The organism is Chitinophaga sp. W3I9, assembly GCF_050434025.1.
Taxonomy (GTDB): Bacteria; Bacteroidota; Bacteroidia; order Chitinophagales; family Chitinophagaceae; genus Chitinophaga.
The window spans coordinates 5676204-5690862 of sequence record NZ_JBNPWC010000001.1 but is presented as its reverse complement, the minus strand read 5'-3'; the positions used below and the strand labels follow the sequence as shown (position 1 = coordinate 5690862).

Here is a 14659-nt window from a genome sequence, read left to right as displayed (position 1 = left end):
ATTCTTTTAGTACGATCGGAATACCATGTTGTAATAAGATAAACACATCAGACATGGGGTCTTCTTTAAACGATCCATTCATCATAGCTGCGCTTATTTCCCGTTCGCAACAGGGCACGCTTACGGCCGACGAGCAGGATCAGCTGGATGCGTGGATCGCTGCCAGCGACGAAAACCGGCAGTTATGGATGGAATTGAACAATACTGACATACAACAGCAAAATGTGCGGGCCATGGCCCCGGTTCGATGAAACCGCTGCGATGGAGCGTTTTCTTTCCAACAAACCTGCAAAATCAAATATACGCCGGATGCAGTTCCTTCGCACCTGGAAATGGGCGGCCGCGGTACTTGTGCTGGGGTTAGGCATATCCACTTATTTCCTCCTCACACCTGGTGCACAAAATGCTGACCCTTTTGGCCGGAAATCCGCCCTGCACGACATTCCACCGGGTAAAAACGGCGCTATCCTGACACTGGCAGACGGTACGCAACTGGTGCTGGACAGCCTGGGCGAAGGGAAAATCGCTACACAGAACGGAACGCAAATCTCGCTGAGCAATAACGAGCTTAAATACGACGCCTCCGCCGCTACAGACGGAGTGGCCCATAATACCATTACCACACCTAAGGGCCGCCAGTACCACGTCACTCTTCCCGATGGAACGGAAGTATGGCTGAATGCCGAGTCTTCTATACAATACCCGGTCGCTTTCAAAGGGGGAGAACGAAGGGTGAAAAATCAGCGGGGAGATTTATTTTGAAGTAGCCAGCAAAAGCTGGCAGCCCTTTGTAGTGGAAACCGGTCAGATGAAACTGGAAGTATTGGGTACCTCATTTAATGTGAACACGTACGATGACGAAAAAACAATCCGCACAACACTGTTGACCGGCGCTGTGAAAATAACGCCGCTGGCAGGCGATAAGCACACCACGCCTCCCCAGGTACTTGTGCCCGGCCAGACAGGGGTTTTAAGCAAACCGGATGCATCGGAGGGAGTTACGCTGACCGTAACGGAAACGCCTGATGCGGGCAACGTGATCGCATGGAAAAACGGCCTGTTTAATTTTGACGGCATGGATTTATACAGTGTAATGCGCCAGCTGGAAAGATGGTACAATATAGATGTACAATACGTTGGAAAGCCGGATAATGTCATCTTCAAAGGGAAAATGCACCGCAATACCAATTTGTCTAATGTATTAGAAGTGCTGGAAACGATGGATGTGAATTTCGAACTGAAGGGAAATATTTTGTATGTAAGATAGCAAGTAATAAAAGAGGTTGCTTAAAACGAAACCGGAAGTGCTTGCGACACTCCCGGTAGATGTTCAAGTAATGTAATCATCACAATCAGGTTAAAGACTGCTTATTTATTCACTTAAACATTCCGCCCTTTATGAAAAGGACGGACGATGCAAAGCTATGCTAATTATTTCTTATTGCATACGGGTTCCCTATGGATGGAAACGTGGCTCAACCAAATCTCTGTTAGTTATGAAGCTAACATTCTTTCTCCTTACCGCTGCCCTGTTGCAGGTATCTGCCAGAGGGCTTTCACAGAGCATCAATTTTAACGGTAAAAACGTTGCACTGGAAAAAGTTTTTGCAGCTGTAGAATCGCAAACCGATTATGTTTTCCTGTACAAGGCTACTGCCTTATCAGTGGCAAAACCGGTCACCATCACTGCCAGGGGAATTGACCTGGGAGCCTTTCTCAACAAGGTATTTGAGAACCAGTCACTAACCTACAAGATCATCGACAAAAACATCCTGGTATCCCAGAAGGAGTCCAGGCCGGCTGTAGCCAGTCCGCCCGTTGATACGGTACCGGCGAAACAGGAATCGATCACGGTCTATGTCTATTCTTCCGGTTACACGCCGTTGGTCAGCGCTACCATTAGCAATCTTACCGACAAGCGGAATTATCTGACCGCAGGGAATGGGTCGGTCCAGGTGCCGATGAAGGTGGGCGACCAGATGCGGATCAGCTATATCGGCTATGTGGATCATTTATTTAAAATAACGGAACCGATTTTTGCTGCCAGGGCATACAACACGGAGCTGGTGCTTTCCGAAAACAAATTAGATGAAGTGCAGGTCACTGTTTTGGGCACCACCAATAAAAGAATCGGTACCGCCAATATCGCCACAGTGAAAGCCAGTGATATTGAAAGGCAGCCCGTCGTAAATGTGCTGGACGCGATCGCAGGCCGCGTCCCTGGCCTCCGGATCAGCCAATCGGCCAACACAGCAGGGGCGAGGAAGGTAGAACTACGCGGACGGAATGTGCTGAACGAAAACATGTTTACAGATCCGCTGTATGTGGTTGACGGATTGCCGATTGCTACTTTATCTGTTAATCCATTGGGTGCAGGCACACCTGTTAGCGGCGGGTATTCAACTACTGAAAGCCCTTTGTATATGATCAATCCCCTGGACATTGAAAGCGTGGATGTGCTGAAAGATGCGGATGCCACCGCGTTGTATGGCTCCAGGGGCGCCAACGGCGTGATCATCATCACTACCAAAAAAGGAAAACCAGGTCCTACCAGGTTTAATGTCAGCTACTCCAAAGTGTTTTCGGGCGTGCAGCGCTACATGGATATGATGAACACAGAACAGTACCTGGCGGTGAGAAAGGAAGCAATGCTGAATGATGCAGTTCTTCCTACCCGCGATAATGCCCCGGACCTCACGATCTGGGATCCCAAGGCCTATACCGACTGGCAACGCGTCTTCTTCAAAAATGAGCAGTCGAATGATGTGCAGCTGAGTGTGGAAGGCGGATTGCTGCAGAATACCTACCGCGTGAGTGTGGGATATACCTCCACAACGGAAATGTACAACCAGGGGAGAGGGAACGATCGTTTAACAGTAGGATTGTCTTTCAACCATCGCAGCCCGAACGGCAAGCTGATGGTGGAACTTTCTTCCAACAGTACCTATTCCAACAATGAAACTGCCGCTACGTTGGATTTTTACTCGCTGGCGCCCAATGCTCCGTGGATTTATGATGAGAAGGGGCAATATAATTTTGAGCCGTACAGGAACCAGTATGGGAGCATTTATCCATTCAGGGATATTAAAAACTGGGGGGAGAATCAAACGCTGAAAAGTCAGACCAATGTTGGGTTTACTTACGAAATATTTAAGGACCTGACGGCAGGCGTTCGCTTTAGCGGGGAATTTTTCTCCAATAAAACCGGCTACTATATGCCTAAAGCCGGGAAAGATCCCATGTATTTTCCCATGAGCATGGCAATTTTCGGTAATGGTTCCGGAAAGAGCCTGCTGGTGAGGCCAAGTATCAACTATGTTAAACTGTTCGGCGGCGCCAGGGTGTCGGCTTCACTGGCAGCAGACTACAGTTATGCCGATCAGGATGTGGTAACAACGATAGCAATGATGTTCTCGAACGATAACCTCATCAAAAGCTACTCGAATGCCCAGGTGCTGCAGGCAATGAATAATTATGCCCAGCTGAAAGTTGCTTCGTTGCTGGCAACGGTGGCATTCGACTGGGAAAATAAGTACATCGTTAGTTTAAACGGCAGGAGGGATGGCTCTTCGCGCTTCGGTAGCGGGACCCGTTTCGGGAACTTCGGATCTGCAGGGGTGTCATGGGTTTTATCTAATGAAGAATGGTTTAAAAATGCCGGCATGGATTGGTTCTCGTTTGCCAAAATCAGGTCTACCTATGGCGTGATGGGGAATGCCAATGTGGGCGATTATCAATACCTCTCGCGCTGGTCGAATATTCCAACGGGTATTCTGGACAAACTGCCGGATTATGACGATCAGACTATTTATACGCTCATACAACCCGTTAACCAGAAATACAGCTGGTCCAGCGCCAGCAAGTTTGAAGTAGGCGCCCGGGTGGGATTTTTCAACAGTACTGTGAACATTGAAGGGAACTTCTACATCAACAGGGACGGAAAGCAGCTGACAAACATTACCACGCCGGCATTCACAGGGTTTGCTTCTGTGGTGGGCAACTGGCCCGCTGTTATCCGGAACAGAGGGGTGGAGCTGATGTTGGATGGAACGATTTTGAACACAAAGACCTGGGGCCTGACCGCACGTTTCCAGGTAAGTAAGAACAATAATACGCTGGTAGCTTTCGAAGGGTTGGAAGATTCTCCTTACAAGGATATGTACAGGATAGGGACTTCTGTAACCGCCAAGTCCTACTCGCACTATATCGGTATCAATCCAATGAAAGGAACACCTGAGTTTGAGGATTATAACGGGGATGGGGCGAAACCTGTTGGAATATCTTCCACGAATTTTCCTGATACGGAGCTGGACGATCATTACCGGGTGATTGACCTGAATCCTAAATATTTCGGTGGGATGGGCTTCCGGGTAGATCTCAAGCGGGTGTTGTCGCTGGATGCACAATTCAGCTTTGAAAATTCCCTGGTGGAAGATAAGTTGAATAATCTCGGGTACGGGAATGTGGCCAACATGGTGATGTATAAGGAAATCCAGGACAGGCACTGGCAGCAACCGGGCGACAAAGCGCTTTACACCAAGTATTCCACTTTCAACAGCGGCGGATTTTCCGGATCGGATGCCTACTATGCCAAAGGGGCTTATATCAGCCTGGACAATCTTAGTTTGTCGTACATGCTGCCAGCAGCATGGTTAAAGAAAGTAGGCATGACCCAGGGAACGGTTTCCCTGAATTCATCAAAGATTTTCAAATTCTCGCAATACAGGATGTCGGATGTTGAATTGGGCACTACGCCGCAGATCAGAAGAATTGCCGCTAACCTGAGATTAAGTTTCTAAAATCAATTGTATGAAAAGATTTGCTTTCAATATATATGCAACCGGTATGCTGTTGTCCGGCCTGCTGGTAACGGGGTGCAATAAATTGCTGGATATAAAGGACCCGGTAAATTCAATTACTACCAACCAGGTTTTCCAGAGCGATGATCAGGCATCCATTGCGCTTAATGGTTTATATTCTTACCTGATCAGCGGAGGAGAACTTGAAGTTAATTCGTACGAGCAGCTGGGCAGCGATTTATACAGCGCCGGGGGAATTACGCTGGCTGCCGGGCATTCGGCGGATGAATTATATCAGCCTTCGCTCAGCGGAGACTACCAGTACTATGTAGAGATGGCGGCCAGGATTACATTGCGGAACCCTGGGTATTCCACGAAAATATGGAAGACAGCCTATAAGGGAATCTTCAATGCCAATGCGCTGATAGAAGGTGTAAAAGCTGCTACGTCAAATGAGTTTACGCAGGACTACCGGAAACGGGTGCTGGGCGAAGCGCTGGCAGTGAGGGCAATGGGATATTTCTACCTGGTAAACCTGTTCGAAAAAATTCCGCTCGCCTTATCCATCGATTATAATAATACAGTAAAACTCCCTTCTGCCAGCCCTGGCGCTGTATACCAGCAAATCATCAACGACCTGGAAGAGGCGTCAGGGTATCTTTCTGAAAATTATGAGGGTAACAACACGGAGCGCATCCGGATCAATAAGTGGTATGTTAAGGCAATGCTGGCAAGGGTATACCTCTTTACCAAGGATTATGAAAAAGCCTGGCAGCATGCGAACGATGTGATCAGCCGGACAGATTTGTTTAAACTGGAAAATCTGAACAACGTGTTCAGTGTATCCAGCCGGGAAGTTATTTTTCAGTTGAAGCAGACCAACATTTCAGCAACGCGGCGAAATGCCACGCCAGAAGCGATTTCCATGACAGGCCGGTATCTCACGCCGGCGCTGGCGAATGCTTTCGAAGCGGGCGACAACAGGAAAACGGCATGGACGACGGCTATCACCGGCGGTACATCTATACCTGCCGGTTTTTCGCCGGCCAAGTATAAAATCAATTCAACTAACTATGAATTGGGAGGGTTCAGGTCCGAATATTATGTAGTGATGCGGCTCGCGGAAATGTACCTGATCAGGGCGGAAGCGAATATGTTGCGGAGCGCAGGCAATAAAAATGCTGCGATCGATGACCTGAACGCTATCAGGGTACGCGCGGGATTGAGTGGTCTTCCTTATACTTTAACCGATCAGCAGGTAACGGATGCCATCGCACAGGAAAGGCGCATAGAGTTGTTTGCCGAATGGGGACATCGCTGGCTGGATCTGAAAAGGACGAACAAGGCCACGCAGGTGCTTTCGGAGATATTTTACAAACAGCCATGGAGTCAGCACCAGTTGCTATACCCCATTCCGCCGGAGGAAATCCTCCTGGACAATCATCTCTCCCAGAATGCCGGCTACTAGTAAAAAGTTGATCACTATATAAATCAAGCAAGATGTTTCAATTCAGCTATAAAGAATTTTTCAAAGCGGTCCTGTTAGCCGGAGGTCTGCTGATATCCGGTACTTCCTGTAAGAAGGAGTCACGGGAAGAGATATTTCCGGCGTCTTTAACGATTGTAAATGGCATTAACGACAATACCTCCTTCCTGTTGGCCTATTTTGGAAATTCACAACCCAAATACTACAACAGGCTGTCTTATGTTGGCAGCGGCAGCTCTTTTGATTATGCTACCGATAAAATGAACCAACCAGTTACGCTATTCAGAAACTACGATACGCTCCAGTCCAATAATCCTTTCCTGAAAACCACGCTGCAACTGGAGCCTGGCGGGATCTATACGCATTTTGTGTATGGTAGTCCGGCGAAAGTGCAACAAAAAACTGTGAAGGAACAACTTCCTTCCCGTAGCCTGAATGACAGTGTGGTGAACCTCCGGATTATTAATCTTTTCGATAACAGGCCGATCGATGTGGTGCAGCTGGAGCCGGTACCGGTAACCATGGCCACCGATCTCGCTTATGAACAACTGTCCGGTTTTATAAAGGTTCCTGCTAATGTATCCGTAAACAACTTCCGTTTTGAAGTGAGAGATCATGCAACAGGCGTCACGCTGACCACCTTGTCCAGCGAAAATATTGCCCCGGGTACTACTACGCCGAATACCCAATGGCTGTTTAAGGCACGTACGATGCTGGTGACCGGAACATGGACTTCAGAAGGTGTTTTTTCGGCCAGGGCAAAAACTATCGGTCATTTTTAATCCAAGTTTTTAATCATAAGTAACATTATATGCAGCCTATATTAAAGGTGGAGAACCTATCGCATAAGTATGCCAGTTCCTGGGCCATACGCGAAATAAATTTTGAGATCAATGATACCGGTGTTGTCGGATTGCTGGGTTCGAACGGAGCAGGCAAGTCTACCACCATGAATATCATTTGCGGCACCTTGCTGCAAACGGAAGGGAATGTTTCCATCAATGGATTGAACATCAAAGATGATCCTATTGAATATAAAAAGCAGATCGGCTTCTTACCGCAGCAGGCGCCCCTGTACCTGGACTTTACGGTGCAGGAGTACCTGGAGTATTCCGCGCAGCTGAGGTTAATGGATAGACGTCTTATCAAAGGAGCCGTAGATGAAGTACTGGAGAAAACGTCCATTACACAGATGAGGTCACGTCTTATAAAGAATTTGTCGGGCGGATACCGCCAGCGGGTAGGCATCGCGCAATCCATCATCAATAAACCGAAAGTGGTAATCCTCGATGAACCTACCAACGGTCTCGATCCCAATCAGATCATTGAAGCCAGGAAGCTGATCAAGGAAATTGCGCAGGACCGTGCGGTATTGTTGTCGTCGCATGTATTGTCTGAAATTAACCTGCTCGCCAAAGAGATCATCATGATCGAATCAGGGCAGGTGGTGTTTTCGGATACCCTCGATGCTTTCAATAACATTCTCCAGCCCAATACCATGATGGTGAGAATGCTCCATATGCCTCCGCCGGAAGAATTGATGGCGATGGAAGATGTACAGAAAGTAGAGTTGCTGCCGGATAACAAATGCCGGATCTATTTCCAGCCCAACGACGACCTGGCTGAAAGAATTGTGAGGAAGAGTGCAGAGAAAAACTGGAGGCTCACTTCTATTCATATCGAATCTTCCGGTATGGACAATGTATTCAAACAATTATCATCAAATTCTTCTTCAACATTACACTAATGAGAGTAGTTTTTAATATAGCGCGGGCAGAATTACGATATTTTTTCTTTTCGCCGATCGCATGGTTTATATTGATTTTATTCCTGATGTCCAGTGGGGGCATCATTATGGGAAACCTGGCGGAAACTGCGTTACAGCAGGACACCTTCCTTGAGTTGCAGGGGAGTGCTTTCAATGGTTTTCTCAATTTGCCGTTAACCCGGGTGGTGATCGGCAAAGGGCTCGATACGGTGATGATGATCTTCTTTTTGTTCATTCCGCTGTTGACTATGGGTGTGATTAACCGCGAATATTCTGCCGGAACCATTAAGTTGCTTCATTCGTCGCCTTTGAAAACACGCCAGATCGTCTTGGGTAAGTTTTTGGGTGTATACAGTTTTGTATGCCTGATGATACTGATTTTCCTGGCGGAGGTGCTCATATTGACCTTTTCTATTAAGAATGCAGAGTTCCCGCATATTATGTCCATGGTGCTCGGGTTCTTTTTACTGGCGGCAATGTATGTGGCGGTAGGTATGTATATCTCCAGTTTAACCTCGTATCCGATTGTTGCCGGGATCGGAACATTTGTGGTGCTGATCATGTTTACTATGCTGGGTATGTTGTTCCAGGGAACGGATTACGTACGGGATGTCACCTATTTCCTTTCCAGCTCGGGAAGAGTGGAGAGCTTTCTGTCTGGCCTGATTACCACAAAGGACCTTGTCTACTTCTTCAGTATTATTTCCCTTTTTATCATATTCACCATCATCAAAACGAAATCCGTTACTGAGTCGAAGTCGTGGCGTGTATCGGCAGGCAGATACCTGTTGGCGTTCGCGATAACGGTTGTTGTACTCGTTGTTAGCTCCCTGCCCAGGTTGATCGGCTATTGGGATGTGACGAGAGGCAAGATAAATACACTGCATGAAAATACCCAGGGCGTATTGAAACAGCTGGATGGATCGCCACTGAAGGTAACGCTGTATACTAACCTGTTAGGGTATAACCTCGGCAGTGGTTTGCCTACTGCACGCAATGCATATCTATGGAACTTTTGGGCCAGGTACCGACGCTTTTATAACAATATGGAGTTTAAATATGTGTATTATTACGATGTAAACGAGGGAGACAGTTCAATATTCCAGGCATACCCGGGTAAAACGCTGGATGAAATCGCGGAGAAGTATGCGGAAATGTATAAAACCGATCTCTCGATATATAAAAAGCCGGCAGAAATCAGGCAGATCATCGACCTGGAATCGGAAGCGAAAGGCTTATTGATGGAGGTGGAGTATAAAGGGAAAAAGACGATCCTGAGAACGTACCCCGACCCGGAGGTTTTTCCGTATGAGAAACATGTTTCCGGCAGCTTGCTGCGTTTAGTGAATGATACAACGCCTACGTTTAAATTTCTTACCGGGCACTATGAGCGTTCGCCGCTGAAGTTCGGAGAACGGGAATATGGGAACCATGCAGTCAATAAAGCTTCCAGGGGCGCGATGATTAATATGGGATTGAATTTCGACACCATCCCGGCGGTGGGCTCCGGCAGGTTTAAGCCCAACGATGTACTGGTGGTTTCCGATCCGAAATCATTATTGGATAATGCCATTATCGATAGTGTTAAACGGTATATCGACAATGGAGGAAATGCTATGTTCTATTCCGAACCAGGCAAGCAGTTTATCATGAACCCTATTCTGAATCATGTGGGGGTAAATGCGGATGAAGGCACCATTGTACAGGTGAACCCGCAGGATATGCCGCACAAGTTTTTAGGATTGATTGCTAAGAAAGGTTCGGATATGGCAGATGAGCAGCCGTTTTTCTACCTGAGAAACGGTATCGTCAAAGCTTGCTATACCGCTATCGTTGGCGCCAGTGTATTAAGCTATTCTGATACCACCGGATTTAAGGTAGAACAGATTACCACTTTACATAACAATGAAAATACCTGGGTAGAAAGAGGCTTGTTGGTAGTGGACTCCGCAGCGCCGGTATTCAGTACCGCGGAAGGGGATTACAGGAAGGAAGCGCCTTATCCTGTGGGCCTGCAGCTTACCCGCAAAATTGGCAACAAATTGCAGAAGATCATTATTTCCAGCGATGCGGACATGATGTCTGCAGCGAGAGGGGATGGAAGGGATTATGGCAATGCGTTCTACAGCTATACGGTTGATAACAAATACCCGGTTTACCATAATTTCAAAGTGCCTACGGATATATGGCTGACGATTAAAAAGGCCCCGGCGCAAACATTGAAGACGATACTTCAATATGTTATACCTTCCCTGATCCTGGTGGCAGGTATCATCATACTGATAAGAAGAAAACGCAAATAGCGGGTACTTTAACTGTTTCATAAAAAGTATAATTATGTATTTGCAGACAGATATGCAGACGATGGATGATCTGCGGTTGTTTTCGAAAGCAGACACGCAAGGTATTTACGATATTTATAATCATTCGTTTACCCGTGGCGGACAAACCATTATGGAAGCGATGTTCAGGAAGCCACTGAACAACAGGGAAGCGATCATCAAGCGGATCAACATCATTACTGCTTTCGTGAAAATGAAGGCCAGCTTTCCTTTTGATGGCGCTATGCTGGACCAGGCCGAGAAATACATCTCTTTTGACGATAACCCGGATGGCGGAACAAAAGTGTCGCTCAGCGAGAAGGAAGTACAGAATGGGATTATTTCCATCATCGATCTTTTCCATGCACTCAGAAAATACCTGGAGTCGCCCGAAATGGCAGGGGTGAAGGAGCTGGAGGAAGAACGGCTGGCGGCTATCGGTATATTGAATGACCCGGTTTTTATACCGGTGTTTAACGAGAAACCGAATGCCAGAATTTCGTTCGCTGCCGTTACGGCTTTTGATGTGTTGATCCGTAGCAAGGAGAAAAGGAAGGTGCTGCAACTGCTGCATTTTATTTATCATATCGACGTGTATGTTTCAGTGGCGCAGGTTACGCTGAAGCATAACATGGTATTCCCCGTGGTGCACCCGAAAGGCACCAGCATTTTAAAAGTGGATGGTGTATACCATCCGCTTTTAAAAAATGCGGTGGCCAACAGTCTGCATATGACGCCTTCCTGCAACCTGATCTTTCTTACGGGCGCCAACATGGCGGGGAAGTCCACTTTCCTGCGTTCGTTCAGTACCGCCGTTTACATTGCGCATATGGGCTTCCCGGTGGCCGCGGCCTCTATGGAGTTTTCGGTGATGGACGGCGTATATACCACAATCAACCTGCCTGATAACCTGGGTATCGGCGCCAGCCACTTCTATGCAGAAGTGTTGCGCGTGAAGAAAATAGGACAGGAGCTCAGTGAAGGAAAATCACTGTTTGTATTGTTCGACGAATTATTCCGCGGTACGAATGTGAAGGATGCCCTGGAAGGAACCCTGGCTGTGTGTAATGCGTTTACCAACCGGAAAGACAGTAAGTTTATCATCTCCTCCCATATTATAGAAGCGGCAGACGAGTTGCGGAAAAAAGAAAGTGCCGCATTTTATTTTCTGCCCACCGTGATGAAAGGGACTGTACCTGAATACACGTATACCCTCGAGGAAGGCGTTACCAATGATAAGCATGGAATGATTATCATTAATAACGAAGGTATACTGGACATTCTTAAGCACGGAAACAAAGGCGGAAAAAAATTAAATAAGCAATTATGAGTTTTAAAATAGATCGCCAATCGATAGGGGAGCTGAACCTCATGGGAAAATTCCGTCAGGGGTCCGTATACTTTTTATTCAATAAAGTGAGAACACGGATCGGAGAGAAGCTGATGGATGAGATGTTTTCCCATCCGCTGAATGATGCCAACGCGATCAACCGGCGGGTAGCGATTTTTGAGTTTTTTGAAGAGAAGGGTGTTGCATTTCCTTTTGAGGCCGACCAGGTTGCCCTGATGCGGGAATATATCGATACTACGGCAGGAAAATCGCAATGGGCGGTAGCGGTGGATATACAACTGCAAAAAGTACTGGCGGGCCTCACGAAAGACGGTCGTTTCAAAAATACGCTGCTGCAGTTGCAGGCGACGATCGTAACACTGAAGAAGTGTTTCGGACTGCTGGAGTTGCTGAAGCTCGAAAACAGTCCTTTGCAGGACCGTGTGGAAGGTTTACTGGCCACCATGCACCAAAAGGATATTCGCAGAATCCTGGACAGCGACATCTACAAATCAATGTCGACGGGGACGGTATCCGAGTACGATTTCCTGCTGCGCAACCGGCACAACGAAGCTATGAAAGACGTGCTGCAGTTCATTGCGGAAACAGATGTATACATCGCAGTCAGCAATGTATCGCGGGAGCGGCATTTTTGTTATGCAACGGCAGTGGAGAAAACCGAAAACCTCTTCCATGCCCGGGGGCTGAGGCATCCCTGTATTTCAAAAGCGGTGGGCAATGACATACAAATGATGGAGGGGAGCAATGTCCTGTTCCTCACCGGAGCCAATATGGCGGGTAAATCTACCTGGATGAAATCTATCGGCATCGGTATGTACATGGCGCATATAGGTTTCCCGGTGGCCGCTTCCGAAATGGTGTTTTCGGTACGGGAAGGCATCTTCTCCAGCATCAACGTGGCCGACAACATAGCGATGGGGTACAGCCATTTCTACGCAGAAGTAGTAAGGGTGAAGGATGCTGCGCTGGCCGCAGCCACCGGCGAACACCTGCTGCTGATGTTCGATGAATTGTTTAAGGGCACCAACGTGAAAGACGCCTTTGATGGTACCCTGGCCGTTACGAGAGGGTTCTCCGAATACAACAATTGCCTGTTTATCGTATCCACTCATATCATCGAAGTAGGGGAAGCACTGGAAGATCTTCCCAATGTGCAGTTCCGGTTCATGCCTACTGTACTGGAAGGCAATGTGCCCAGGTACACTTACACTTTACACGAAGGTATCACCGAAGACCGGCAAGGCATGATGATCATCGAAAACGAAGGAATTATTGCGCTTATCAATAAAATGTAGCCTGGGAGAAACGCTCACCTGAACATATCAACTATTTAAAAAATTACAAATAGCATGAAGCAAATTTTTGCCTCAGGGATACTTATGTCCCTGCTCTCCACATCTGTTATGGCCCAGGTACAACCTTTTACCGGGTTTACCAGGCAGGATTTGAAAGATGATTTTAAATATGCCGTTGAGCTGTTGAAGAAGCAACATCCGAATCCTTATAAGTTCACGGACACTATTACGTTTAACCGTAAAATGGATTCCCTGATGAACAGGCTGGATAAAGATCCGTCGATATTAAGCGGTTTGCGGTATTCTCCCGTACAGTTATTCAATGATGTGCATCTGAAACTGGATTATGATGAGGAACGTGTGGTGAATGTATTATATGGCATGAATCACTTTCCCCTGGCGACTACCACTTTTAAAGACAGGATCATTGTTAATGCGAAAGGAGAAACCATTCCTTTTGGTGCAGAGATACTGAGTATTAATAAAATGCCTGCCGCAAAGCTGTTGAGCGAAATTGGCTACGCCACTTATAGCGATGGCTTTATCAGAACAGGCGCCGATCGCACCGGAACAAGTCTTAGTTTGTTTATCAGCCTCATTTTTCCGGAAGCCACCAGCTATGAGGTGGTATACAAAGAGTACGGCGCTAAAAATTCCACTACCATACAGCTGAAAGCAGTAGACGCCAAAACCGGTTATCATAACCGGAGCCTGGGAGAGCTGCCCTTTAATACTTTCCTGAAGCGCGCCTATGTAACAAAGGAATACCAGGAGAAGGAATCTACCGCCATCCTGACGGTTCTTACATTTATGCTACAGGAAAATGCGATGTATAAGGAGCTGAACGACTTTTTCGCAGAAGTAAAGAAGCGGAATATCAGTAACGTTATCATAGATATCCGGTCGAACGGTGGCGGTAACCCGAACATGTCTGCCCTGTTGTATTCCTTTGTGGCGTTACGTCCGTTCGATAATGTATTCAATTACCGCACAAAGAACATACAGATGAATGATCCCGAAAACCTGTTGAATGGTTACGGCACCAAGATGGCAGAAACGGAAGTAAAGGAGACGGAGAACTTCCTGAAACAACGGTTCGATTACGACAGCGCGGCGGGGTTTTACTATGGCAATGCACGCCTGACGGAAGGCTCCATTTCCAACTATCCGCCAGATAAGAATAGCTTTAAAGGGAACGTATATGTGCTGATCAGCGGCGGCACGGTAAGTGCGGCCACCTACTTTGCGGCGCTGGTGAAGAATAACAAACGTGGTGTGCTGGTAGGCACCGAAACCGGTAGCGGTGAAGCGTCTACCACGGCCGCATGGTTTAATACCTATATACTGCCTAAAACGAAAAGTAAGTTAACCGTTCCGATGAGCGAAGTGTATTTTATGAGGGCTAAGGAGGATAATGGGCGGGGCAGTCAGCCCGACAAAGAGCTGACTTTTGAAGCGTTTCAGCAATATATCCATGCTGGTAAAGATCCGGAGATTCAATATACATTGGATATGATCCGGGGCGGTAAGTAATGGGTTTGGGGTTTGTGGCATAGGGATCATAGAAAAAATACCTGCCTTATAAGCAGGTATTTTTTTACCTGGTATCAGTTGGACACACTGTTATGTTAATCTTTTA

The 14659-nt window shown here is 47.1% G+C and carries 10 protein-coding genes and 1 pseudogene; all 11 read left to right on the top strand.

The window, feature by feature from the left end:
• Positions 1-53: 53 nt before the first annotated feature.
• The 11 genes and pseudogenes from QFZ51_RS23005 (at position 54) to QFZ51_RS22955 (ending at position 14553) form a co-directional block, all read left to right on the top strand.
• Entirely contained in the window at positions 54-251 is a 198-nt protein-coding gene (locus QFZ51_RS23005; protein ID WP_429049353.1) for a DUF4880 domain-containing protein, read from the top strand.
• A pseudogene (locus QFZ51_RS23000) lies at positions 223-841 on the top strand (FecR family protein); the annotation flags it as partial. The gene QFZ51_RS23005 and the pseudogene QFZ51_RS23000, both read left to right, overlap by 29 nt.
• Positions 842-1267 (top strand): FecR family protein, encoded by a 426-nt coding sequence (locus QFZ51_RS22995; RefSeq protein ID WP_429051601.1) that lies wholly within the window; start codon positions 842-844, stop codon positions 1265-1267.
• Positions 1268-1496: 229 nt separating this feature from the next.
• Positions 1497-4799, top strand: coding sequence for a SusC/RagA family TonB-linked outer membrane protein (locus QFZ51_RS22990; RefSeq protein WP_429049351.1), 3303 nt, complete (start codon positions 1497-1499; stop codon positions 4797-4799).
• Between the two features lie 10 nt (positions 4800-4809).
• Positions 4810-6267: a RagB/SusD family nutrient uptake outer membrane protein gene (locus QFZ51_RS22985; protein WP_429049349.1), complete on the top strand. Its 1458-nt coding sequence runs from the start codon at positions 4810-4812 to the stop codon at positions 6265-6267.
• Between the two features lie 32 nt (positions 6268-6299).
• Positions 6300-7067: a hypothetical protein gene (locus QFZ51_RS22980; RefSeq protein WP_429049348.1), complete on the top strand. Its 768-nt coding sequence runs from the start codon at positions 6300-6302 to the stop codon at positions 7065-7067.
• 29 nt (positions 7068-7096) lie between these two features.
• A complete protein-coding gene (locus QFZ51_RS22975) occupies positions 7097-8032 on the top strand; it encodes an ABC transporter ATP-binding protein (protein ID WP_429049346.1) in 936 nt (311 codons plus the stop codon).
• On the top strand, positions 8032-10356 hold the full coding sequence (locus QFZ51_RS22970; protein ID WP_429049343.1) for an ABC transporter permease subunit: 2325 nt from the start codon (positions 8032-8034) through the stop codon (positions 10354-10356). The genes QFZ51_RS22975 and QFZ51_RS22970 overlap by 1 nt, the downstream gene beginning before the upstream one ends.
• Positions 10357-10390: 34 nt before the next feature.
• On the top strand, positions 10391-11704 hold the full coding sequence (locus QFZ51_RS22965; RefSeq protein ID WP_429049341.1) for a MutS-related protein: 1314 nt from the start codon (positions 10391-10393) through the stop codon (positions 11702-11704).
• The gene (locus QFZ51_RS22960; RefSeq protein WP_429049339.1) at positions 11701-13020 is read left to right on the top strand and encodes a MutS-related protein; all 1320 of its coding nucleotides are present in this window, start codon (positions 11701-11703) and stop codon (positions 13018-13020) included. The genes QFZ51_RS22965 and QFZ51_RS22960 overlap by 4 nt, the downstream gene beginning before the upstream one ends.
• Before the next feature lie 54 nt (positions 13021-13074).
• Complete coding sequence (locus QFZ51_RS22955) at positions 13075-14553, top strand: S41 family peptidase (protein WP_429049336.1); 1479 nt, start codon at positions 13075-13077, stop codon at positions 14551-14553.
• Positions 14554-14659 lie beyond the last annotated feature (106 nt).